Source organism: Streptomyces sp., from assembly GCF_031181705.1.
In the GTDB taxonomy this organism is placed as follows: domain Bacteria; phylum Actinomycetota; class Actinomycetes; order Streptomycetales; family Streptomycetaceae; genus Streptomyces.
Window position 1 is genome coordinate 47,439 of record NZ_JAPSKN010000012.1, and the last position, 22,364, is coordinate 69,802.

Annotated in this window: 26 protein-coding genes; 8 read left to right on the forward strand and 18 right to left on the reverse strand. The window is 73.2% G+C overall.

Annotated features, from left to right (window positions below):
- Nucleotides 1-43 precede the first annotated feature (43 nt).
- Nucleotides 44-817 (forward strand): MBL fold metallo-hydrolase, encoded by a 774-nt coding sequence (locus RIN80_RS04700; protein WP_309094195.1) that lies wholly within the window; start codon nt 44-46, stop codon nt 815-817.
- A 35-nt stretch (nt 818-852) separates the two neighbouring features.
- A complete protein-coding gene (locus tag RIN80_RS04705) occupies nt 853-1,467 on the forward strand; it encodes a VTT domain-containing protein (RefSeq protein WP_309094221.1) in 615 nt (204 codons plus the stop codon).
- An 84-nt stretch (nt 1,468-1,551) separates the two neighbouring features.
- Here RIN80_RS04705 and RIN80_RS04710 read toward each other — a convergent pair whose 3' ends face one another.
- From RIN80_RS04710 to RIN80_RS04720, 3 genes are all read right to left on the reverse strand, one after another.
- Nucleotides 1,552-2,616 (reverse strand): MBL fold metallo-hydrolase, encoded by a 1,065-nt coding sequence (locus RIN80_RS04710; protein ID WP_309094196.1) that lies wholly within the window; start codon nt 2,614-2,616, stop codon nt 1,552-1,554.
- Nucleotides 2,613-3,860 (reverse strand): aminotransferase class I/II-fold pyridoxal phosphate-dependent enzyme, encoded by a 1,248-nt coding sequence (locus RIN80_RS04715; protein WP_309094197.1) that lies wholly within the window; start codon nt 3,858-3,860, stop codon nt 2,613-2,615. The genes RIN80_RS04710 and RIN80_RS04715 overlap by 4 nt, the downstream gene beginning before the upstream one ends.
- 298 nt (nt 3,861-4,158) lie before the next feature.
- A complete protein-coding gene (locus RIN80_RS04720; protein WP_309094198.1) occupies nt 4,159-4,836 on the reverse strand; it encodes a hypothetical protein in 678 nt (225 codons plus the stop codon).
- 276 nt (nt 4,837-5,112) lie between these two features.
- Between RIN80_RS04720 and RIN80_RS04725 the strand changes: the two genes are divergently transcribed.
- The 4 genes from RIN80_RS04725 (at nt 5,113) to RIN80_RS04740 (ending at nt 8,721) form a co-directional block, all read left to right on the forward strand.
- A complete protein-coding gene (locus tag RIN80_RS04725; protein ID WP_309094199.1) occupies nt 5,113-6,906 on the forward strand; it encodes a thiamine pyrophosphate-requiring protein in 1,794 nt (597 codons plus the stop codon).
- A gap of 297 nt (nt 6,907-7,203) precedes the next feature.
- Complete coding sequence (locus RIN80_RS04730) at nt 7,204-7,605, forward strand: DUF2795 domain-containing protein (RefSeq protein WP_309094200.1); 402 nt, start codon at nt 7,204-7,206, stop codon at nt 7,603-7,605.
- 80 nt (nt 7,606-7,685) lie between these two features.
- Nucleotides 7,686-8,117, forward strand: a complete 432-nt coding sequence (locus RIN80_RS04735) for a CBS domain-containing protein (protein WP_309094201.1) — start codon at nt 7,686-7,688, stop codon at nt 8,115-8,117.
- A gap of 61 nt (nt 8,118-8,178) precedes the next feature.
- Nucleotides 8,179-8,721: a type 1 glutamine amidotransferase domain-containing protein gene (locus tag RIN80_RS04740; protein ID WP_309094202.1), complete on the forward strand. Its 543-nt coding sequence runs from the start codon at nt 8,179-8,181 to the stop codon at nt 8,719-8,721.
- Nucleotides 8,722-8,822: 101 nt separating this feature from the next.
- Here RIN80_RS04740 and RIN80_RS04745 read toward each other — a convergent pair whose 3' ends face one another.
- Nucleotides 8,823-9,110 (reverse strand): DUF6158 family protein, encoded by a 288-nt coding sequence (locus RIN80_RS04745; RefSeq protein WP_309094203.1) that lies wholly within the window; start codon nt 9,108-9,110, stop codon nt 8,823-8,825.
- A 63-nt stretch (nt 9,111-9,173) separates the two neighbouring features.
- On the opposite strand from RIN80_RS04745, the gene RIN80_RS04750 reads away from it, so the two are divergent.
- The gene (locus RIN80_RS04750) at nt 9,174-10,274 is read left to right on the forward strand and encodes a Vms1/Ankzf1 family peptidyl-tRNA hydrolase (protein ID WP_309094204.1); all 1,101 of its coding nucleotides are present in this window, start codon (nt 9,174-9,176) and stop codon (nt 10,272-10,274) included.
- 51 nt (nt 10,275-10,325) lie between these two features.
- Here the strand turns inward: RIN80_RS04750 and RIN80_RS04755 are convergent, their stop codons facing one another.
- Together RIN80_RS04755 and RIN80_RS04760 are read right to left on the reverse strand one after the other, a co-directional pair.
- Nucleotides 10,326-11,945 (reverse strand): ATP-binding cassette domain-containing protein, encoded by a 1,620-nt coding sequence (locus RIN80_RS04755; RefSeq protein WP_309094205.1) that lies wholly within the window; start codon nt 11,943-11,945, stop codon nt 10,326-10,328.
- A 102-nt stretch (nt 11,946-12,047) separates the two neighbouring features.
- Complete coding sequence (locus RIN80_RS04760; protein WP_309094206.1) at nt 12,048-12,590, reverse strand: MOSC domain-containing protein; 543 nt, start codon at nt 12,588-12,590, stop codon at nt 12,048-12,050.
- A 364-nt stretch (nt 12,591-12,954) separates the two neighbouring features.
- Here RIN80_RS04760 and RIN80_RS04765 point away from each other — a divergent pair, with 364 nt between their 5' ends.
- The gene (locus tag RIN80_RS04765) at nt 12,955-13,776 is read left to right on the forward strand and encodes a methyltransferase domain-containing protein (RefSeq protein WP_309094207.1); all 822 of its coding nucleotides are present in this window, start codon (nt 12,955-12,957) and stop codon (nt 13,774-13,776) included.
- A 29-nt stretch (nt 13,777-13,805) separates the two neighbouring features.
- On the opposite strand, the gene RIN80_RS04770 is transcribed toward RIN80_RS04765, so the two are convergent.
- From RIN80_RS04770 to RIN80_RS04825, 12 genes are all read right to left on the reverse strand, one after another.
- Entirely contained in the window at nt 13,806-14,129 is a 324-nt protein-coding gene (locus tag RIN80_RS04770) for a gas vesicle protein K (protein ID WP_309094208.1), read from the reverse strand.
- Nucleotides 14,126-14,314 (reverse strand): gas vesicle protein, encoded by a 189-nt coding sequence (locus RIN80_RS04775; RefSeq protein ID WP_003994122.1) that lies wholly within the window; start codon nt 14,312-14,314, stop codon nt 14,126-14,128. Before RIN80_RS04775 ends, RIN80_RS04770 begins: the two co-directional genes overlap by 4 nt.
- A 16-nt stretch (nt 14,315-14,330) precedes the next feature.
- Nucleotides 14,331-15,086 (reverse strand): GvpL/GvpF family gas vesicle protein, encoded by a 756-nt coding sequence (locus RIN80_RS04780; RefSeq protein ID WP_309094209.1) that lies wholly within the window; start codon nt 15,084-15,086, stop codon nt 14,331-14,333.
- Nucleotides 15,083-15,421 carry a gas vesicle protein gene (locus RIN80_RS04785; RefSeq protein ID WP_309094210.1) on the reverse strand — a complete coding sequence of 113 codons (339 nt, stop codon included), beginning with the start codon at nt 15,419-15,421 and terminating at the stop codon, nt 15,083-15,085. Before RIN80_RS04785 ends, RIN80_RS04780 begins: the two co-directional genes overlap by 4 nt.
- Nucleotides 15,418-16,590: an SRPBCC family protein gene (locus tag RIN80_RS04790; RefSeq protein WP_309094211.1), complete on the reverse strand. Its 1,173-nt coding sequence runs from the start codon at nt 16,588-16,590 to the stop codon at nt 15,418-15,420. Before RIN80_RS04790 ends, RIN80_RS04785 begins: the two co-directional genes overlap by 4 nt.
- Nucleotides 16,587-17,246: a DNA primase gene (locus RIN80_RS04795; protein ID WP_309094212.1), complete on the reverse strand. Its 660-nt coding sequence runs from the start codon at nt 17,244-17,246 to the stop codon at nt 16,587-16,589. The genes RIN80_RS04790 and RIN80_RS04795 overlap by 4 nt, the downstream gene beginning before the upstream one ends.
- Nucleotides 17,243-17,506: a gas vesicle protein GvpG gene (locus tag RIN80_RS04800; protein ID WP_309094213.1), complete on the reverse strand. Its 264-nt coding sequence runs from the start codon at nt 17,504-17,506 to the stop codon at nt 17,243-17,245. Before RIN80_RS04800 ends, RIN80_RS04795 begins: the two co-directional genes overlap by 4 nt.
- 4 nt (nt 17,507-17,510) lie before the next feature.
- Entirely contained in the window at nt 17,511-18,284 is a 774-nt protein-coding gene (locus tag RIN80_RS04805) for a GvpL/GvpF family gas vesicle protein (RefSeq protein WP_309094214.1), read from the reverse strand.
- On the reverse strand, nt 18,281-18,703 hold the full coding sequence (locus tag RIN80_RS04810) for a gas vesicle structural protein GvpA (RefSeq protein WP_309094215.1): 423 nt from the start codon (nt 18,701-18,703) through the stop codon (nt 18,281-18,283). The genes RIN80_RS04805 and RIN80_RS04810 overlap by 4 nt, the downstream gene beginning before the upstream one ends.
- A gap of 49 nt (nt 18,704-18,752) precedes the next feature.
- Nucleotides 18,753-19,124, reverse strand: coding sequence for a gas vesicle protein (locus tag RIN80_RS04815; protein WP_309094222.1), 372 nt, complete (start codon nt 19,122-19,124; stop codon nt 18,753-18,755).
- Nucleotides 19,125-19,217: 93 nt separating this feature from the next.
- Nucleotides 19,218-20,147, reverse strand: coding sequence for a non-homologous end-joining DNA ligase (ligD, locus tag RIN80_RS04820; RefSeq protein ID WP_309094216.1), 930 nt, complete (start codon nt 20,145-20,147; stop codon nt 19,218-19,220).
- On the reverse strand, nt 20,144-21,991 hold the full coding sequence (locus tag RIN80_RS04825; protein ID WP_309094217.1) for a transketolase: 1,848 nt from the start codon (nt 21,989-21,991) through the stop codon (nt 20,144-20,146). The genes ligD and RIN80_RS04825 overlap by 4 nt, the downstream gene beginning before the upstream one ends.
- Between the last annotated feature and the right edge of the window lie 373 nt (nt 21,992-22,364).

Sequence of the window (22,364 nt, forward strand, 5' to 3'; positions counted from 1 at the left end):
CCTGCACGTAGGCTTCGGGGAGTCGCGCGAAGGAGGCAAAGAAGTGCCGGTGGAGATCACCTGGTGGGGTCACGCCACTTGCACCGTCGAGGACTCGAACGTGCGCGTGCTCACCGACCCGTTGTTCGCGCGCCGGCTCGCGCACCTGCGTCGCCGGCGCGGGGACCTGCCGCCCCCCGACGCCCACCGCGCGGACGTCGCTCTGATCTCGCATCTGCACGCCGACCACCTGCACGTGCCGTCGCTGATGCGGCTCGCGCCGGGCACGCGCCTGCTCGTGCCCCGGGGCGCGCGCCGGGCGGTGCCCGCGCTGCGCCGGCTCACGCACCTGCGGGTCGCCGAGGTGGCGCCCGGCGACGAGACGCGGGTCGGGGACGTCGTCGTACGGGTTGTGCCGGCGCGGCACGACGGGCGGCGGCTGCCGCTCGGGCCGCACCGCTCCCCCGCCCTCGGCTATGTCATATCCGGCGAGGCCCGCACCTACTTCGCCGGGGACACCGGGCTGTTCGACGAGATGGCCAAGGAGGTCGGGCCGGTCGAGGCGGCGCTGCTGCCGGTGGGCGGCTGGGGGCCGTACCTGGGCGAGGGGCATCTGGACGCGGGCCGGGCGGCACAGGCGCTGGCGCGCCTCGGGGCGCGCAGCGCGGTGCCGGTGCACTACGGCACGTACTGGCCGATCGGGATGGACGCCGTGCGCCCCCACGAGTTCCACGCGCCGGGGGACGAGTTCGTCCGGCTGGCCGCCCGGTACGCGCCCGAGGCGGCGGTGCACCGGCTGCGGCACGGCGAGAGTGTGCGGCTGGAGGCGGCTCTGTGACGTGGTCCGCGCCCGCGGCTGCGGCCGGGCTGCCCCTGCTCGCGGTGCCGGCCGTCACGCCGGCGTCCGTGCTGCCGGAGGCGACGCAGCAGGCGATCGGGTACCCGACGCTCTTCGTGCTGGTGCTGCTCGGGGCGCTGGTGCCGGTGATCCCGACGGGGGCGCTGGTGAGTTCGGCCGCGGTGGTCGCGGTGCACCAGACGGCGCCGTTCTCGCTGGCGATGGTGTTCGTGACGGCGTCGCTGGCGGCGTTCCTCGGGGACGCGGCGCTGTACTGGCTGGGGCGGCGCGGGCTGACGTCGAAGAACGGCTCGCGCTGGCTGGAGGCGCTGCGGGCGCGGGCGCCGGAGGACCGGCTGGCGCAGGCGCAGGAGAAGCTGGCCTCGCACGGGGTCGCCGTGCTGGTGCTGTCCCGGCTGGTGCCGGCCGGGCGGATTCCGGTGATGCTGGCGTGTCTGCTGGCGAAGTGGCCGCTGCGGCGGTTCTCCCGGGGGAACTTCCCTGCCTGCCTGGCCTGGGCCGTGACGTACCAGCTGATCGGGATTCTCGGCGGGTCGTTGTTCGACGAGCCGTGGGAGGGTGTCGTGGCGGCGATCGGGCTGACCTTGCTGATCAGCGTGGTGCCGAGTGTGGTGCGGCGGGTGCGGTGACGCCGTGGGGGCGTGGTCGTGCCCGGGGCGCGGGTGGCCGGTGGTTGCTCGCGCGGCTCCCCGCGCCCCGTCGAGGGCGTTTCCCTACAGCACCTTCGAGGCGCCCACCGGCATGTCCCACAGGTTCTCGCGGGGCAGGCCCGTCTTCTCCCAGGCCGCCCGCACGCGCGTGAGGGGTTCCAGGACGGGCTCGGCCGACAGCACGAACGTGGCCCAGTGCATGGGGGCCATCCGAGTCGCTCCCAGGTCCTGGGCCGCCCGGACCGCTTCCTCCGGGTCGCAGTGGACGTCGCTGAGCCACCAGCGGGGGTCGTAGGCGCCGATGGGCAGCAGCGCCAGGTCGATGCCGGGGTAGCGGCGGCCGATGCGGGAGAACCAGTGGCCGTATCCCGTGTCGCCCGCGAAGTACACGCGTTGGCCGTCCTGGTCGGTGAGCACCCAGCCGCCCCAGAGGCTGTGGCAGGTGTCGGTGAGGGTGCGCTTGGACCAGTGGTGGGAGGGGACGAAGTCGAAGCGGACGCCGTTCAGTTCGGCCGCCTCCCACCAGTCGAGCTCGGTGACGCGGGTGAAGCGGCGGCGGTGGAACCAGCGGGCGAGCCCGGCCGGGACGAACACGGGGGTGTCGCGCGGGAGGCGGCGCAGGGTGGGGGCGTCCAGGTGGTCGTAGTGGTTGTGGCTGATGACGACGGCGTCGACGCGCGGCAGGTCCTCCCAGGGGACGCCGACGGGCGTGATGCGGGCCGGGGTGCCGAGGATGCGGCGGGACCAGACCGGGTCGGTGAGGACCGTGAGCCCGCCGATCCTCAGGATCCAGCTGGCGTGTCCCGCCCAGGTGACCGCGACCGTGCGGGCGTCGACGCGGGGCAGCGGGGCCGGGGCGTAGGGCAGGCGGGGGATGTCGGCCAGGCCCTCCGGGCCGGGTCTCACGGCGCCTTCGCGGGCGAAGCGGGCCATGGCCTTCAGGCCGGGCAGCGGGGCGGTCAGCCGGTCGTGGAAGGTGCGCGGCCACACCCGGCGCTCGGCCAGCGGCCGGGGTTGGGCCAGCGGCGGGTACGGGGCCGCCACGGGGGACGGGAGGGCCGCTGGTCCGGTGTCCCGGGTGGCCGGGCCGGTGGCCGTGCTGGTGGTCGACTCGGACTGCTGCGTCATCGCGCAGGCTCCCCTCGCTGAGCGTCGTCGCGGAGATCGTCGAAGACCGACTTCAGATGGATCAACGCGCGTTGCACGTGCGGCAGTTCCAACGGCGTGGGTGAGGTGAGGCATTCCGCGCGTTCGGTGTCGGAGCCGCCCATCAGTGCGCCGGTGGAGAGCCGCACGCGCGGGGCTTCGAGGCCGTCGCCGAAACGGTGGCCGCCCGGCGCGGGCATGCCGAGCCGGGCGCTGAGGAAGTCCTCCAGTTCCTGCGCGTCTCCGACGCCGTGCGCGGCCAGGGCGGGGCGCAGCGGGCCGAGGTCGGCGTACAGGTGACGGCCGGACCGCGGGGGCCGGGCGAGGGCGCCGGCGGAGACCACGGCGTCGTGCGCGGCGGCGGCCAGGCGTGCGTGCAGGCGCACGGCGGCGGTCACGCGCCCGGTGACCGGTCCGGGTTCCGCGAGGGCGTACCCGGCGGCCGCGGCGACCGGGGCGGCGACCCGCCCGTCGAGGGCCGTGAGCACGTCGAGCACGCGCGCGTGGAGGCCGTCGGCTTCGTCCCCGGCCGGGAAGCGGGCGACGGCGGCCGGCCAGCCGGGCGGGAGGAGGGCACCGGCCAGGTCCGAGACGACGACGACCCGGTCGGGCAGCATCTCGGCGGGGCTGAGCAGCACGGTGTCGTGCGGTTCGTGCAGGGTGTCGCGCCAGGTCTCGTCGCTGACCAGGTGCAGGCCCTGTCCCTGGGCGGCCTCGACGGTCTCGTGCAGCAGTTCGGGCGGGGCCACGGTGGCCGTGGGGTCGTCGGCGACGGACAGCACCAGCAGCCGCGGGTCGCCGCCCTCGGCACGGACCCGGCGCACGGTCTCCAGCAGGGCGTAGGGGTCGGGGACGCCGCCGCTCTCCGGCGGGGTCGGCACCTGGAAGGCGGGGCGCCCCAGCAGGCGTGCGTACGGCGCCCACCAGGCGGCGCAGGGTCTCGGCACGAGGACGTCGCCGCCGAGGGCCGCGGTCAGGGCGAGGAGCAGGGCGGGCGCGCCGGGGGCGGCGGCGACGCGGCCGGGGTCGCAGTGCAGTCCGCGCCGGTCCCAGTAGCCACAGGCGGCCTCGCGGAGGGCGGGGCCGCCGCCGACCGGCTCGTGGCCGCCGCGGGAGGCCGCCGACGCCAGCACGGCGGCCAGTTCCGGCAGCACGGGCAGGCCGTCCTCGGGGATCGACGGCCCGAACCGGACCGGGCCGTGGCCTTCCGGGTCCGTCCGCCGCATCCGTACCTCCGCAGTGACTCGTGCCGCCGTGTCGGGTCGCCTTCGGCGCCTGCGCCGTCCGCTGCCCGGTGGTCCGTACGGTGCGGCTCGTGCCCTCGGCCACTGAGTACCCACAGGACAGCCGCCGCATGAGCCCCGCCCGGGTCGTGACGGTCACAGCATGAGCGGGGCGGGGCCGGGGAAGCGGGGGGCTCGCGGGCCCGCTGTGCACGCCGGAGACCGGTGGTGCACGCCGGGGGCGCGGTGGTGTGCGCCGGGCGTCAGTGGTGTGCGTGGGTGGTCAGTGGGTGGGTCGAGGTCAGTGGTGTGTGCCGCTCCCCCGGTTGCGCAGGCGGTGTGCGGCGGCGCCGCACGCGCCCGCGATCAGCAGCCCGCCGGCGACCAGGGCCGGCACGGAGTCGGTGAAGGCGCCGCCGTCACCGGCCCGCACGCCGCGCTGGACGGGCGCCTCACCGCACGCGCCGGGATGGGGCTCGCGGTGGTGCGACGGTTCGGGACAGGGGTGGTGCGTGGGCTTGTGGGTGGGCCGGGGGGACGGTGGGTGCGGACCGGTTCCGTGGGCCACCGTGAAGGTCGCGCTCCATTGCTTGCCCTCCCCGCCGGGTGCGGCCGGGCAGGTGCCGTCGACGGTCCACGCGGAGTCCTCGCCGAGGGCGTCCGGATCGCCCTCGAAGTTCTCGGCGGAGGCGATGAGGGCCGTCCCGCGGTAGGCGGGGCCGGACAACTCGTCGTCGTTGCCGCTGACCTTGTGCAGCGCCACCGTGCCCTCGTCGAAGGCCTGTGAGGTGGCGTCGATGCTCTCGGGCGGGGGTTCCCCGTCCGGATCGCAGGTGACCGAGATCGTGAGCGTGCCCCCGGGCCGGACGGTGGCGGGAGCGACCTCGGCGGCGGGTTCGGCGGACGCGGCCGGCGCGAAGCCCGCCAGGGCCGGACCGGCCAGGGCGGCGACGGACAGTGCGTGGAGGGTGCGGCGCATGGAGCGAGCTCCTTCGGGCGACGGCAGGAAGGCCCTGCCGCCATCACAACGAGCCCGGCGCGGCGCCGCGCGCGGCCGACCCCCATTAGCGGGACGGCACCCGCCGACCGGGTGAACGCCGGGTCCGTGAACCCCAGGGTGCCGCTCAGCCGGTGGGCCGGACGGTCGCCGTGGGCGCGCGTCGGCGCGGACCACGCCGGGACGTCCGCGTTTTTTGCCGTCGCACAGGGTGACTCGTACGGCCGACGGTGTCGTCACGCGTCCGGGAGGTCGTACATGAGCAGCAAGGTCTCCGACCACGTCCTGCGCAGGCTGCGCGAGTGGGGGGTGGAGCACGTCTTCGGCTACCCGGGTGACGGCATCAACGGCCTGCTCGCGGCGTGGGGCCGGGCCGAGAACGAGCCGCGGTTCGTGCAGTCGCGGCACGAGGAGATGTCGGCGCTGCAGGCCGTCGGCTACGCCAAGTTCAGCGGCCGTCTCGGGGTGTGCGCCGCGACGTCGGGGCCGGGCGCGATCCATCTGCTGAACGGCCTGTACGACGCCAAGCTGGACCACGTGCCGGTGCTGGCGATCGTCGGGCAGACGCACCGCAGCGCGATGGGCGGCTCCTACCAGCAGGAGGTGGACCTGCACACGCTGTTCAAGGACGTCGCCTCGGACTTCGTGGAGACGGTGACGGTGCCCGAGCAGCTGCCGAACGTGCTGGACCGGGCGATCCGCACCGCGTACGCGCGGCGCTGCCCGACCGCGGTCATCATCCCCGGCGACGTGCAGGACCTCGACTACGCGCCGCCGTCGCACGAGTTCAAGATGGTGCCGTCCAGTCTGGACCGCAGTGGGTGGACGGCGGTTCCGTCCGACGACTCGGTGCGGCGGGCGGCCGAGATCCTCAACTCCGGTGACAAGGTGGCCATCCTGGTCGGCCAGGGCGCGGCCGGCGCGCGGGCCGAGGTGGAGCGGATCGCCGAACTGCTCGGCGCGGGCGTCGCCAAGGCGCTGCTCGGCAAGGACGTCATCAGCGACGAACTGCCCTACGTCACCGGCTCGATCGGCCTGCTGGGCACGCGCCCGTCGTACGAGCTGATGCGGGACTGCGACACGCTGCTGACGATCGGCTCGTCGTTCCCCTACTCCCAGTTCCTGCCGGAGTTCGGCAAGGCGCGGGGCGTGCAGATCGACATCGACCCGCACATGATCGGGATGCGCTACCCCTACGAGGTCAACCTGGTCGGCGACGCCAAGGTGACCCTGGAGCGGCTGATCCCGCTGATCGAGGCAGGCCGCGGCCGTGAGTGGTACGACACGGTGTGCGACAACGTGGCGCACTGGCGTGACGTCATGGAGCGCCGGGCCGCGCTGGAGGCGGATCCGGTCAACCCCGAGCACGTGGCCCGGGCGCTGGACCCGCTGCTGCCGGACAACGCGATCGTCACCTCCGACTCGGGCTCGACGGCGAACTGGTACGCGCGGCACCTGACCATGCGGGCGGGCATGCGCGGCTCGCTCTCCGGCACGCTGGCGACGATGGGCTGCGCGGTGCCGTACGTGATCGGTGCGAAGTTCGCGCATCCGGACCGGCCGGCGATCGCGCTGGTCGGGGACGGTGCGATGCAGATGAACGGCATGGCGGAGCTGATCACCGCGGCGAAGTACCGCCACCTGTGGGACGATCCGCGGCTGGTGATCGGGGTGTGGAACAACCGCGATCTGAACCAGGTCACCTGGGAGCTGCGGGCCATGGGGGGCGCGCCCTCGTTCCTGCCGTCGCAGGAGCTGCCTGACGTGCAGTACGCGGCGTTCGCGCGGTCGCTGGGACTGACCGGCATCCGGGTGGAGAAGCCGCAGGACGTCGAGGCGGCCTGGCGCACCGCGCTGGAGGCGGACGGTCCCGCGGTGGTCGAGTTCCTGACCGACCCGGCCGTCCCACCGGTCCCGCCGCACGCCACCTGGGAGCAGATGGAGGCGACCGCCGCGTCGCTGCTGAAGGGTGACGCGGACCGGGGACCGGTGGTCAGGCGCGGCTTCAGGGCGAAGGTGCAGGAGTTCCTGCCGGGGCGGGAGAAGAAGTAGCGGCCGCGGTGGCGGGGGCAGCGCCGGCCGGTTCGCGCCGGCCGGTGTCGCCCTGTGGCAGCAGCAGTTCCTCGTATCGGCCCAAGCCCAGCACCACCCCGAGCATCAGCAGCGGAATGAGCACAGTGAGCAACGCCATGGCGTGTCCTTCCCCAGGGAGGTGTGGGGGGTGCGGTCCGGGTCTCCCGCAGCCGGTGGCGCAAACCGGGGCGCTCCGCGGATCCCGGGCCGCCGGATCCGTGTCGGCTCCCGGTGTTCGGGTACGCGGTGCGGACCCCCGAAGGTCTGGAGGGAGACATGCAGCGAGGCAGCGACCGGCTGAGCGTCCACCGGGACGACGAGATGAAGCACGAACTGCAGGGTCTGCTCAGGTCCGGGCATCCCACGCGCAGTGAGGAGTGGCACGACCCGGAGCCGGCCGCCGAGGACGACCCCGACGTCGCATACGGGCCGGTGACGCCGGGCCGGGGGCCGACGTCCCTGGAGTCGGTGCGGCTGGACCTGGCGCGGATCCTGGGCCGCAGGGCGTTCCCCGCGAGTGCGCGCGAGCTGGCCCGCGAGGTGCGCGGCCGTCAGGCGCCCGACGCGCTCGTCGAGGCGCTGGAGCGGCTGCCGCACCAGGAGCGCTACGGCAATGTCCAGGAGCTGGCCGAGGCCCTGGTCCGGGCCCGGGAGACCGGTCCGGAGGAGTACGCGTAGGGGCCGTGCGGGGGCACCGCGGCCGCGCCGGCGGGTGCGCCGCGGTGCCCCCGTCGGCCCGGCAACGGACGGAGACACCGGTGAAGGCCGAGTTGGTGAAGGACGTGATGACTGCGGGTGTGGTCGCCGTGCGCCCGGACGCCTCGCTCGTCGAGGCGGCGCAGCTGATGCGCACGCAGAACATCGGCGATGTGGTGGTGGCCGACGGGCAGGACGTGGTCGGGGTGCTCACCGACCGTGACATCGCGGTGCGGGCCGTCGCGGACGGCGCCGACCCCATGACGGTGAGCGCCCGGGCCGTGTGCACCAAGAACCCGGTCACCGTGACGCCGGACGACCGGGTGACGACGGCGGTGGCGCTGATGCGCGAGCACGCCGTGCGCCGGCTGCCGGTGGTGGAGAACGGACTGCCGGTCGGCATCGTCAGCCTCGGCGACGTGGCCGAGGCCGAGGACCCCGCGTCGGCGCTGGCGGACATCAGCCGCGCCGAGCCGGACGCCCGCGGCAGCTAGCCCGGATCCGGGCAGCGGAGCCGAAGCAGCAGACAAGCAACAGGAAAGGACGTCGAACACCATGCGTATCGCGTTTCTGGTCGCACCCGAGGGCGTCGAGCAGGTCGAGCTGACCGATCCGTGGCAGGCGGCGAAGGACGCCGGTCACGAGCCCGTGCTGGTGTCGACGAAGGAGGGGGAGATCCAGGCGTTCAACCACCTCGACAAGGCGGACACCTTCCCGGTCGACGAGGTCGTGGGTGAGGTGTCACCCGGTTCGTTCGGCGCGCTGGTGCTGCCGGGCGGCGTGGCCAACCCGGACTTCCTGCGCATGGACGGCGAGGCCGTCGCGTTCGTGCGCGACTTCTTCGAGCGGGGCCGCCCCGTCGCGGCGATCTGCCACGCGCCGTGGACGCTGGTCGAGGCGGACGTCGTGCGCGGCCGGGTGCTGACCTCGTGGCCGAGCCTGCGGACGGACATCCGCAACGCGGGCGGCACCTGGGTCGACGAGCGGGTGAAGGTCTGCGACCACGGGGCGAACAAGCTGGTCACCAGCCGCAAGCCGGACGATCTGAAGGTGTTCTGCGAGACGTTCCTCGACGTCTTCGCCCGCGAGGCCGCCTGACGGCGGCGGCGCCGGGCGCGGGCGTCACGGAGGTACGGAGCCGCCCCACGCCTCGGCGGCGTGGGGCGGCTCCGTGTGTCGTGTGCGGTGCCGTGCGGGGCTCAGGTGCCGGGTGTCGTGGGAGTCGCCGACTCCCCGCTCCCGCGCTCCCGGGCCCCTTCGCGCGTGCGGCCGGCGGCCACCGGGCGGTTCGGGTTGCGGCGCAGGTACTCGCCCTCCAGCTGCGCCATGCGCTCGTTGTGGGCCCGCAGCGCGTCGTTCGAGCCGTACAGCAGTGTGTCGTGGCGCGTGCGGTGGATGGTCTCCAGCTCCTTCATGAGCTGCTGGTCGTCCAGCCGGTCAGGGTCCACTCCGGTCATCGTGTCGCCCCGCTCGTCGTGTTCGTTCATGCGGTCCGGGTACCCGCCCCGGGAGCAACTGAGCACTGCCCCGGAGCGGCATCCGGAGGAGCCATGGATCTCGCTTTCCTGCACCCACTGTACGAACACCCCGGCCCTTGGGCCTCGGTGTACGTCGACACCTCCCGGCATACGGAGGACACCTCCCACGAGCGACACCTCACGGCCCAGGCGATGGCACGGCACCTCGCCGCGCAGGGCGCGGACGAGGCGACCTGCCGGGCCGTGCAGAGCGCGATCGAGGATCTGCGGCACTCGTCCGAGCCACACGGCCGGGCCCTGTTCGCCCGTGCCGGCGAGGTGGTTCTCGACCCGCCGCTGGTGCGTCCGCCGCGGGGCGGCGACTGGGCCGAATGGGCGCCGCTGCCCCGTGTCACGCCGTTGCTGGAGCTGGCCGGCGAGGACCCGGTGTGCGTCGTCGCCTCCATCGACCGCAAGGGCGCGGACTTCGAGCTGCGCAGTGCGCTGGGCCGGCAGGACGCCGGGAGCGTGACCGGGCGGCAGTGGCCGGTGCACCGGACGAGCTCCGTGGACTGGTCCGAGCGGCATTTCCAGCTGCGGGTGGAGAACACCTGGGAGCACAACGCCGCGGAGGTCGCCGACGCGCTCGCCGTGTGCCAGGAGGAGACCGACGCCGACCTGCTGATCCTCGTCGGCGACGACCGTGAGCGGCGGTCCGTGCACGAGCGGCTGCCCAAGCGGCTGCACGACCTCGTGGTCGAGGCGCCGCACGGCACCGGCAGCCGGCTCCTGGACGACGACGTGGAGCGGGCCCGCGCCGAGCACGTGGCGCGGCGGGCCGAGGCGGAGCTGGAACGGTTCCGCGCCGCCCGCACGCCGGACGACGAGGGCCGGGCCGGGGCCGTCGAGGGCGTTCCGGCGCTGATCGAGGCGGCGCGCGAGCACCGCATCGACGAACTGCTGATCAGGCTCGACGGGCCCGACGCGCACCGCGAGGTCTGGATCGGCGAGGACCCCGACCAGGTGGCCGTACGGCGGACCGACCTGAGGATCCTCGGCGAGCAGCACTCGTGGCCGGCCCGGGCGGACGACGCGTTGATCCGCTCGGCGGTGGCCACGGACGCGAACGTCCTGTCGGTCTCCACCCAGGAGGTGCCCACGGGCGGCCTGGGAGCGCTGCTGCGCTGGAAGTGACCACAGCGGCCAGGCCTCCGGGCGGGGGCCGCACCGGCCCCTGTCCCAGGTCTAGCGGGTTCGTTCCACCCTGCGTTCGTCCCAGACCGGTTCCGGGGTCTCGCGGACGCGGCCGTCGCTGCCGAAGACCAGGTAGCGGTCGAAGGAGCGGGCGAACCAGCGGTCGTGGGTGACCGCGAGGACCGTCCCCTCGAAGGCCTCCAGGCCCTCCTGGAGCGCCTCGGCCGACTCCAGGTCCAGGTTGTCGGTCGGCTCGTCGAGCAGCAGGGCCGTCACGCCCCGCAGTTCCAGCAGGAGGATCTGGAAGCGGGCCTGCTGCCCGCCGGACAGCCGGTCGAACGTCTGCTCGGCCTGGTGGGTCAGCTCGTAGCGGCGCAGCCGGGACATCGCGGCGCCGCGGTCCTGCGCGTGCTCCTTCCACAGCACGTCCAGCAGCGTGCGGCCCTCCAGCTCCGGGTGCGCGTGCGTCTGCGCGAAGTGGCCGGGCACGACCCGGGCGCCCAGTTTCCACTGCCCCGTGTGGGCCACGTCGTCGCCGGCGAGGAGGCGCAGGAAGTGGGACTTGCCGGAGCCGTTGGAGCCGAGGACGGCGACGCGCTCGCCGTAGAAGACCTCCAGGTCGAAGGGCTTCATCAGGCCCGTGAGCTCCAGCTTCCGGCAGGTGACGGCCCGGACGCCGGTGCGGCCGCCCTTGATCCGCATCCTGATGTCCTGCTCGCGCGGCGGCTCCGGCGGCGGGCCGGCCTCCTCGAACTTGCGCAGGCGGGTCTGGGCCGCCTGGTACCGGGAGGACATCTCGTGGCTGACCGCGGCGGCCTGACGCAGGTTCAGCACGAGCTTCTTCAGCTGGGCGTGCTTCTCGTCCCAGCGCCTGCGCAGTTCCTCGAAGCGGGCGAAGCGCTCGCGCCGGGCGTCGTGGAAGGTGGCGAAGCCGCCGCCGTGCACCCAGGCGTCCGCGCCGGCGGGGCCGGGCTCCAGGGAGACGATGCGCTGGGCCGCGCGGGCGAGGAGCTCGCGGTCGTGGGAGACGAACAGGACGGTCTTGCGGGTCTCGGCGAGGCGTTCCTCCAGCCACCGCTTGCCGGGCACGTCGAGGTAGTTGTCCGGCTCGTCGAGGAGGAGGACCTCGTCGGTACCGCGCAGCAGGGCCTCCAGGACGAGCCGCTTCTGCTCGCCGCCGGACAGGGTGCGCACCTGACGCCACTGCGCCTTGTCGTACGGAATGCCGAGCGCGGCGGTGGTGCACATGTCCCACAGCGTCTCGGCCTCGTACCCGCGCGCCTCGGCCCAGTCGGCGAGGGCCTGGGCGTACGTCAGCTGGGCGGCCTCGTCGTCGACGGTCATGAGGGCGTGCTCGGCGGCGTCGACGCAGCGGGCCGCCTCGCGGATGCGCGGGGTGGCCACGGAGACGAGCAGGTCGCGCACGGTCGTCTCGTCGCGTACGGAGCCGACGAACTGCCGCATGACGCCGAGGCCGCCGCCGACGGTGACGGACCCGCCGTGCGGTCTGATCTCCCCGGCGAGCAGACGCAGCAGGGTCGTCTTCCCGGCGCCGTTGGGCCCGACGAGGGCGACGACGGCGCCCTCCCCCACCCGGAACGACACATCACCCAGCAGTGCCCTTCCGTCGGGCAGGTAGTACTCCAGGTGTGCGGCTTCGAGGTGACCCATGGCGGCGATTCTGTGCGGCCGGGGCCGGGGTGGGCAAACGCATTTCGGGTGGAGGCCGGTGGAGGCCGCGCCCGCCCTCCACCCCGGGCACCTGGTGCGCGGTCAGACCTTCCGCAGCGGCCGGTGCGGCTCCGCCGGGAGTTCCGTCCTGATCAGATCCCCCGGGCGCACCACACCGCCCTCCCGCACCACGCTCATGATCCCGGCCTTGCGCACGACGTTGCCCGCCGCGTCCCGGCCGACGACCCGCTTGAGCAGCCCCGCCCGGAAGCGGTCGATCTGCCGGCAGGGATTGCGCAGCCCGGTGACCTCCACGACGGCGGAGCCGCCGATGTGCAGCAGCGTGCCGGCCGGCAGGCCGAGCAGGTCGATGCCCCGCGTGGTGATGTTCTCGCCCAGTCCCCCGGGCGCCACCTCGAACCCCGCCTCGCGGACCTCGGCGAGGAGCTCCTCGTGGATGAGGTGCACCTGGCGCAGATTCGGCTGCGTGGGATCCTGCGCGACCCGCGAGCGGTGCCTGACCGTCACACCGGCGTGCACGTCCCCCTCCACCCCCAGGCCGGCGAGCAGCGTGATGCTGTCCCGGTTCTGCTTGGTGAACGAGTACTCCCCGTTGCTGCTGACCGCCGTGACGCGCCCGCTCATGGCCCCGGTTCCCCCTCACGAAGTAGCGATGCCGGACCCCGACCCTGACCCCGGCGGCGGTGCGCCGGCTCCTGCCGGGTACCCGCCCGTCAGGACGGTCCCCCACCTGGACCTCACCGCCACGAAATCCGGGCGGTACCCCCTGCGCGACCGCGCTCTCGCCCTGGACACCCGCCTCCACCGGGCCGGCCGGACCCGGCGTGGGCGGGGCGCGGGCCCCGCCGTCGCGGCCGGGGTCGCCCTGGAGTCCCCGGCGGTTACCGACGTCACGTCCGCCCGTATGGCGAGACGAAGGTCTCATCATTCGGTACCACTGCGTACGGTAGGTCCCCTGCCGACCGCAACGGAAGGGGTGGGGTCCGCCATGCCGGAATCTCGGGAGACCGCCGTCTACACGCACGGGCACCATGAATCGGTGCTGCGCTCGCACACCTGGCGGACCGCCGCCAACTCGGCCGCCTACCTGCTGCCTTCACTCAAGCCGCACATGAGGATCCTCGACGTCGGCTGCGGGCCGGGCACCATCACCGCCGACCTGGCGGAGCTCGTGCCCGACGGGCATGTCACCGGGGTCGACCGTGCGCCGGAGATCCTGGCGCAGGCGCGCGCCACGGCGGCGGGACGGGGGCTGGCCAACACCGACTTCGCGGTCGCCGACGTGCACGCCCTGGACTACCCGGACGACACCTTCTGCGTGGTCCACGCCCACCAGGTGCTCCAGCACGTCGGCGACCCGGTGCGAGCGCTGCGGGAGATGAAGCGCGTCACCCGGCCCGGGGGGTTCGTCGCCGTGCGGGACGCCGACTACGAGGCGATGACCTGGTATCCGGCCTCCGAGGGGCTGGACGCCTGGCTCGACCTGTACCGCCGGGTGGCCCGTGCCAACGGCGGGGAGCCGGACGCGGGGCGCCGGCTGCGGGCGTGGGCGCTGCGGGCCGGGTTCACGGACGTCACGGCGGGCTCCGGCACCTGGACCTTCGCCACCCCCGGGGAGCGGGCCTGGTGGAGCGGCCTGTGGGCCGATCGCACGCTGGCGTCTGCGTACGCCGGCCGGGCCGTGGAGGGCGGACACGCCAGCGCGGCGGAGCTGCGGGAGGTGAGCGGGGCATGGCGGGAATGGGGCGCCCTGGAGGAGGGCTGGTTCAGCGTGCTGCACGGGGAGATCCTCTGCCGGAAGGACGCCTGACCCGGGCCCCCGCCCGGGACCGACCGGGGTCAGTCCCGGGGCAGCAGCGGTCCGAGCGGCCCGAGGTCCAGATTGAGGTCCTCAGGCCGCAGGCCGTAACGGTCGCGCAGCTCCGCCATCCGCTCCTCCAGCAGCATGAGCGTGAGGCCGATCCGCTCCTCCTGGTCCTCGCTCAGGTCCCCCACGTCGAACCGGCGCAAGGCCTGGCGCTCCATGAGCTGGCGCAGCAGCTCGACCACCGTCAGCACGAGTTTGACGAGGTCGCGCTCGACGGTGTCGGGCTCCAGATCCAGCCGCTTGCGCGGCGGGCGGCCGGGTTCTCCGGGTTCCGGCAGGGGCTCGGGGGAGGTCACAGCAACTCCTCGAACGGCGAGGGCACCTGGGCGTTCACCGAACTGATCAGCGCGTTGAGGTCGATGCGGACGAGGTCGACGTCGGCGATCCGCAGCGTGATGTCCCCCGTGATGACGACACCGCCGGCCAGCAGCCGGTCCAGCAGGTCCACGAGGGCCACCTCACGGCGCTCCACTACGGTCACGGCTTCTCCCCGTCACTCATGCGCCCTCCCCGGCGAACGAATAGGCGGCCCAGGGGCCGGTGAGTTCGACGCGCATCCCGGGGGCTTCGTCCTTCGTGCGGTCGACCATTTCCACGAACTCCTCGGAGCGCGCCCGCGGTACGAGGTAGGCGGCGTTCAGCACGTTCCGTCCGGACACCTTGGAAAGCGCCGGATTCTGCGGCGGATGCAGCCGGGAGTCCTCCGCGAACGCGGAGAGCCTCTCGTGCAGGCTGGTCGAGAACGCCTCGGCCTTCTGCCACATCTCCTCGTGCGACCTGGTCTGCATGCGCCGCTGGCGCAGGTAGTCCCGGCCCGAGGCGGGCTTCTGCGCGGGCCGGGCGCTCTCCTGCGGTTCGGACTCGGCGTAGACCTTGACGCCCCACTCGACACGGCCCTCCAGCCGGTCGAGGGTGCGCCGGAAGTCCTCCTCGCGGGCCTCCATCATCGTCCGGACACCGCTGTCGTCCACGAAGACGGTGCCGAGCCGCAGCGGCAGCGGGGTCGTGACGGTGGTGAGCGCGTCGATCACGCCCTGGTGGGCGCGGGCGGTAGCGGTCAGCCAGTCCAGGTCCTCCAGATGGGCCCGGAGCGGCTCCTCGGCGAAGTCCTGCTCCGGTACGTGACTCACCACGGCCAGCAGGCCGCGGTGAGTCAGCGCTCGGGGCGGGTCGCCCGCCACCCCCGTCAACTGGGCCTGGAGCGGGGTACTGAAGGGGCGGCAGACGGCGTAGACGTACCGCAGTCCGGTCACGGTGCCTCCTTCTTCTCCGCGCGGCCGGGCTCCAGTTCCTCCAGCCGGGCCAGCCTCTCGCGCAACTCGGCGTTCTCACGGGCCAGTTCGTCACGGCGGGCCCGTGAGCTGAGAGCCGGGTCGGTCTCCCACCAGTCGATGCCCATCTCCTTCGCCTTGTCGACGGAGGCCACGATCAGCCGCAGTTTGATCGTGAGGAGTTCAATGTCGAGCAGGTTGATGCGGATGTCGCCCGCGATCACGATGCCCTTGTCGAGCACACGTTCAAGGATGTCGGCGAGGTTCGCGCCGCTTCCCTGGCCGTAGGGTTCGGGCATCCTGCTGGGCGTCGTCATCGCCTACTCCCCGCCTCGACATCCTGGTCCTGGGCCTCCTCGGCCTCCTCGTCGTCCTCCTCATCCTCGTCGTACTCCGCCTCGGGCTCCTCCTCGTCCGCGGGCTCGGCCTCGTCCTCGGCCTCGTCCTCGTAAGCGCCCTCCGGCTCCCCGTCCTCCTCTTCCTCTTCCTCTTCCTCGTCCTCGTACTCACCCTCGGGCGGCTCCTCGCCCTCCGGCTCCTCGTCCTCCTGGTCCTCGTCCTCCTGGTCCTCGTCGCGGGGCTCCTGCTCCGAGCCCTCCTCCGACTCCGACTCTTCCTCGGCGAGGGCGTCCTCGTGACTGGTGACGACCTCGCCGTCGCGGATCTCGCCGCGCCAGCCGTCCTCCGCCTCGCCCTTGATGGTGATGAAGCGAACGAAGTTCTTCAGGTCGAGCCGGGCGCGGCGGCCCTGGGCGCGCCAGATGTTGCCGGTCTTCTCGAAGAAGCCGGACGGGTAGTACTCGATGACGAGCAGGACGCGGGTCAGGTTGTCGGTGAGCCGGTGGAAGGAGACGACGCCCTTCGTGGTGCCCTTGGCGCCCTCCGACGTCCAGGCGATCCGGTCGTCGGGGATCTGCTCGGTCGTCGTCGCCTTCCAGCTCCGGTTGGACCACCAGATCTTCGCCTGCCAGTCGGAGTGGGTGTCGTCGTCGCGGCTCGCGCTCTTGACGCCCTTGGCGAAGGTGCTGAAGTCCTGGTACTGCGTCCACTGGTCGTAGGCGGTGCGCAGCGGCACACCCACGTCGATGTGCTCGATGATGACGGTGGGCTTGTTTCCGGAGCGGCCCTTGCCCTTCTTGCCGCCGCCCAGGTTCTTGAAGGCGCCGGTGACCTTGTCCTTGAGGTGCGAGCCACCGGTCTCCAGCGCGGCGCGTACCGGCCCCTTGCCCTCGGCGAGCTTGCGCCCACCGGACAGGGCGAGCTTGCCGAGGCCGGGGCTGTTGCCCTCGGCGATGTCGTTCAGCTTGCCGGTGGTCTCGCCGAGCTTGCGGCCCACACCGGTCAGCATGCGTGTGGCCTGCGCGGCGAGGTACTCCTGCACCTCCGCCTTGAGCCGGTCCGCGGCCTCGCTGTGGGCCATGCCGGCGAGCGGGTTCTTCGACGCTCCGTTCGCGGCGGACTTCGCCGATCCGACGGTGTCGGTCATTCCTCACCGCCTCCCTTCGGCTGCCGGGAGCGGCTGCCGCCGCCCCGGTTCCCCGTGGCCGTCTTCTTCGCGGCCGAGGTCTTCCGTGCCGCCGCCTTCTTCGCGGGGGCCTTGCTGGTGGAGGCCCTCTTCGCGGCCTTCCTCGCCGGAGCCTTACTGGCGGAGGACTTCTCCGCCTCCGGCTCCTCGTCCTCCTCGGAACCGGAGTCCTCGGGCTCGTCGTCCTCCTCGGAACCGGAGTCCTCGGGCTCCTCGCCCTCGGGCTCCTCGTCCTCGTCGTCGGCGTACTCGGCGTCCTCGGCCTCGTCGGCCTCGTCGTCCTTGCTCCGGCCCGGCACCGCGCCCGACAGCTGGTCACGCACCTGGGCCGTGCGGCCGTGCAGCCGGTCGGCGAGCGCGTCGAGCTGGCGCTCGACCATGGCGCCGGAGGCGGCCTTGCCGACCCCGCGCAGGTCCTCGCGCAGCTGGTCCCCGATCTCCTTGAACTGCGGGTTGTTCCGCAGCTGTTCCTGGAGCAGCTCGGCGACCATGCGCGGGCTCAGGTTCAGCTTCTTCCCGGCGACCAGACCGCCGACGGCCACCGCCATCTTCAGCTTCTTGGTCCGGCCCAGGAGGTATCCGGCCCCTATGGCGAGACCCAGTCCCATTCGGTTCATTGTGTCGTCCCGTTACCTGTTCCCGCGCCTCCGCGCGAAGCGGTCTCCAGCCGGTCGAGGAGTTCGTCCTCCTGTCGGTCGAACTCCTCCTCCGTGATCTCCCCGGCCTCCAGCTGCTCCTCCAGACGGGCCAGTTCGGCCCGGATCGTCGCGGGGTCGTAGTAGATCCGCTCGGCCTCCTGGACGACCTGCTTGATGGCCCAGGCGCTGCCGCGCACCGGTGCGAACGGCAGCAGCAGCACCTCAGAGATCAGGCCCACGTCGTCACCCCGCTCCGGTCTCCGTGCCACCCGCGGCGGTGCCCGCCGGCTCGGCCGGGCCGGGCTCGACGAAGCTGTACGGCGGCAGCGGGCCGTTGACCCGCACCTCCAGGTGTGGCATGTCCTTGCGCACCTGCTCGACCGCGGCCAGGAAGGACTCGGCCGACTCCCGGTCCACCAGGTACGACACGTTGGCCAGCCAGCCGGTGGACTCGGGGCCCACGCTGACATCGTCGGCGACCCCCTCCAGCGCGCGCTGCAGGGCGGCGCCGTCCTCGGACTCCTTGGCCTTGACCGCGGCCGCGACCATCTCGCCGAGGCGGATCTTGTCGTCGTAACTGCCGCCGCCCGCCTGCCGGTTGGCCTCGGCGAGACCCCGGATGTCAGGGCTCTCGGCCATCACCTGGTGCAGGACGGCCTCTTCGACGTGGTTGGCCTTGATGTTGTACTCGACCCGGTTGTCCAGGGCCTGCAGCCGCTCCTTGTAGTGCTCGGCGCGCTCGGCGAGCACCGCCGTGATGGAGTTGTCGTCCGGGGCGACGGATCCGAACCGCATGGGCAGCACGCAGCCGGCCGCGCCGGCCTCGCTGAGCACGTTCTGGTGGGCGAGCAGATCCTTGCGCTTGGGCCGCAGCCCCTCGGGTGCCTCGCTGACGACGGCGGCCAGGTCGCCCTCGCGCAGGATGCGCACCGGGCGGGGCGGGTCGCCGACGCCGCCCATGCCCTCCGGAAGCGCGGGGTGCGAACTCGCCGCGATGCCGTAGACGTAGGTGCTCACTCCTGCTCCTCCTTACGGCGGGCCGCCGTCTTGCGGGCACGCGGTCGTGATTCGGTCTCACTCTCGCTCCGCGCCTGCTTGAAGGCGTCGGAGATGGTCTCGGCGGCACCGGACAGCGCGCCCTTGGACTTGCCGCGCGCACCGGACTCGGTCATCTCCCCGACCAGGTCGGGCAGGCCGGGGTCCTTGCGCGGCCCGGCCTCCAGGTCGAGCCGGTTGCACGCCTCGGCGAAGCGCAGGTAGGTGTCGACGCTGGCGACGACGACGCGGACGTCGATCTTGAGGATTTCGATGCCGACCAGGGAGACCCGAACGAAGGCGTCGATCACGAGGCCCCTGTCCAGAACAAGTTCGAGCACGTCGTAGAGACCGCTGCTGCCGCCTCCGCCGCCGGTCTGCTGTGCCGGTACGACAGTCATGCCGGGTGTTCCTCCTCGTCTGTGGGTACGGGTGGTCCGGTCGGGCGGCCTAGCGGCCGCCGGACCTGCGCGCGTCGGAACGACCGCGCTCGTAGCGGCGGACCCGCCGGTAGCCCGTGAGCTGCCCGTCGCTGTCGAGCTCCACCTGGTAGCTCGCCATCAGGCTCATCGTGTCGGGCACACGCTCGAGCTCGAGGACCTCGACCTCCAGCGCCCAGCCGTCCTCCGTCTGCTCGAAGGAGGACACGGACTCGGCTTCCATGCCGGTGAGTTCCGCCAGCTGGCCACGTGCCTGACGCAGCACCTCCATGGGATTCGGCCGCTTCCGGGCCGTCTCGTTGTCGTTCGATGTACGCGAATCCTGAGAGTCCTGTGACTTCTGTGAACTCTGTGAGTCCTGCGAGTTTTTTGTGTTCGACATGGCCACCTCCCCCTCCGTGTGGCCGCAAGCGTGTTCACCAAACCTCTCCGGGCGCATGCATCTGCCACCTGTCCACATCCGGGGTAGGGGGGCTCAGCCGCGCAGGGCGTTCAGCCGCCGCCGGGCCGGCCCCAGCGCCCGGCCCCGCTCCAGAAGGCCTGACCAGGGGTTGGTGCGCGCCTGCTCGACCGCGTCGGCGACGGTCCAGCGGCGGGCGTTCAGCTCCGGGTCGTCCAGTTGCTCCCAGGTGATCGGGACGGCCACGGGCGCGCCCGGCCGGGGCCGGACGGTGAAGGGCGCGACGGCGGTCTGCGCGTAGGCGTTGCGCTGGATGTCGAGGTACAGCCGCTCCCCGCGCTCCTTCTTGCGGGCGGCGGTGGTGAGCCGGCCGGGGTGGGCGTCGGCCAGGGTGTCGGCGACGTCCCGGGCGAACGCGCGCACCTCACCGAAGTCGTGCCGGCCGTTCAGCGGCACGATCACGTGCAGCCCGCGCGAGCCGGTGGTCATCAGCGCGGACGGCAGCTTCAGCTCGTCGAGCAGCTCACCGAGCAGCCCGGCGGCCTCCCGCACGGCCTCGAAGTCGTCACCTGCCGGGTCGAGGTCGAAGACCATCCGGTCGGGGTGGTCCGGGCGGTCGGCGCGGGACAGCCAGCGGTGCAGGGTGATGCTCGCCTGGTCGGCCAGGTAGAGGAGGGTGGCGGTGTCGTCGCACACGACGTGCTGGACGGTGCCGCCCTCCTTGGCCAGCTCGACGCGCCTGATCCACTCCGGGTAGTGCTCCGGGGTGTTCTTCTGCATGAACCGCGGCCCGTCGATGCCGTCCGGGTGCCGTTCCAGCATCAGGGGCCGGCCGCGCAGGTGCGGCAGCATGAAGGGCGCGATGGCCCGGTGGTAGTCCACCAAATCGCCCTTGGTGTACTCCTTGGCGTCGCCTCCGCCGGGGAAGAGCACCTTGTCCGGCCGGTGCAGCTCCACCGTGCGGCGGCCCGCCCGCACCCTGCGCGTGCCCTCGCCGCCGCTCACCGCACGACCGCCTCCTCGACCAGCAGCCGTCCGGCGGCCGCGATGGACTCCGCGTCGATGCCGGCGGCGTGCAGCTGCTCGTCCGGGGACGCCGAGCCGGGCATGGTCCGTACGGCGAGCCGGACCAGGCGTGGCACGGGGCGGCCGTCGGTGAACGCGTCGAGGACGGCGTCGCCGATGCCGCCCTCCGGGTGGTGGTCCTCCACGGTCACCAGGCAGCCGGTCTCCTCGGCCGCCCGGCGCAGGGCGGCGCGGTCCACGGGCTTGACCGAGTACAGGTCGATCACCCGAGCCCGGATGCCCTGCTCCTCCAGCGCGTCGGCGGCGGCCAGCGCCTCGTGCACGGTGACGCCCGCGGCGACCAGCGTCAGCCGGTCCTCGCCGGAGGAGCGCAGCACCTTGCTGCCTCCGACGGGGAACTCCTCGTCCGGGCCGTAGATGACCGGGCTCGCGCCGCGGGAGGTGCGCAGGTAGCGGATGCCCTCCAGGCCGGCCATGGCACCGACGAGCCGGGCGGTCTGGTTGGCGTCGCACGGGTACAGCACGGTCGAGCCGTGCACCGCCCGCATCATCGCCAGGTCCTCCAGGCCCATCTGGCTGGGCCCGTCCTGGCCGATGGCGACACCGGCGTGCGAGCCGACGAGGTTGATGCTTGCGCCGCTGACCGAGGCCATCCGGATGAAGTCGTACGCCCGCGTCAGGAAGGCCGCGAAGGTGGCCGCGTACGGCACCCAGCCGCGGGAGGCGAGCCCGACCGCCGAGGCGACCAGTTGCTGCTCGGCGATGAAGCACTCGAAGTAGCGGTCCGGGTGCTCCTTGGCGAAGGCCTCGGCGCGGGTGGAATCGCCGACCTCGCCGTCCAGAACGACGATGTCGCCGCGGCCGGTGCCGAGCGCGGCGAGCGCCTCGCCGAAGGCGTTGCGGGTGGCGACCTCCTCGCCCCGGTCCCAGCGCGGGAGCTCGATGTCCCCGGTGTGGACGGAGTGCAGCATGCGGGTGGCGGGCGGCTCCTGCACCCGGATCCGCAGGTCGCGCGGGCCGCCGAGCTCCGCGATCGCCTCGTCGGCGTCGGGCAGCGGCTTGCCGTGCAGGCCCTCGCGGTCCTGGACGCCCCCGACGCCCTTGCCCTTGAGGGTGCGGGCGAGGATCGCGGTGGGCTGGCCCTTGGTGGAGGCGGCCTCGCCGTAGGCGCGGTCGACGGCGTCCACGTCGTGGCCGTCGACCTCGATCGTGTGCCAGCCGAAGGCCTGGAAGCGTCGGGCGTAGGCGTCCAGGTCGTGGCCGTGCCGGGTCGGGCCGCGCTGGCCGAGCCGGTTGACGTCGACGATCACGGTCAGGTTGTCCAGGTGCTCGTGGCCGGCGTGCTCGGCGGCCTCCCACACGGATCCCTCGGCCAGTTCGCTGTCGCCGCACAGCACCCAGGTGCGGTAGTCGGTGCGGTCCAGGCGCTTGCCGGCCAGTGCGATGCCCACGCCGACGGGCAGGCCCTGCCCGAGCGAGCCGGTGGCCGTCTCGACCCAGGGCAGGCGCTGCGGGGTGGGGTGTCCTTCGAGGCGGCTGCCCAGCTTGCGGAAGGTGAGCAGTTCCTCGTCGTCGATGGCGCCGGCCGCCTTGTACGCGGCGTACATCAGCGGTGAGGCGTGGCCCTTGGACAGCACGAAGCGGTCGTTGCCCGGGTGGGCCGGGCGGTCGAAGTCGTAGCGGAAGTGATGGGCGAACAGGACGGCCATCAGGTCCGCGGCGGACATCGAGGACGTCGGGTGTCCGGAGCCCGCCGCCGCGGCGGCACGGACACTGTCCACGCGCAGCTGCTGTCCGAGGTCGGTGAGTTCACCGGTGTTCATGAGTCTCCTTTCGCGGAGTCGTCCGGGGCGTCGTTTCGCTTGACGGGGCCGGGGGAGGTACCGGGTCCCGGGGGCGGCTGACCGGCCGGCGGCTGCGGCGAGGACCCGGCCCGCGCAGAGGCCCCGGGCCGCGGCGCGCCGGACTCCTCACGGGGCTGCGGCGCGGCGGACTCCTCACCGGGCTGGTTCCTCGCGGGCTCACCACCCGCCTGGTTCCTCGCGGGCTCACCACCCGCCTGGTTCTTGGCGGGCTCACCGCCGGGCTGCCCCTGGCCCGGCTCGTCGCCCAGTCGTGTCCCCACCGGGTCACCGCCGGGTCCGTCCCCGGTCGCGCCTTCACTCGGGCGGCCCTTCGCCGTCTCCGACTCGGTGC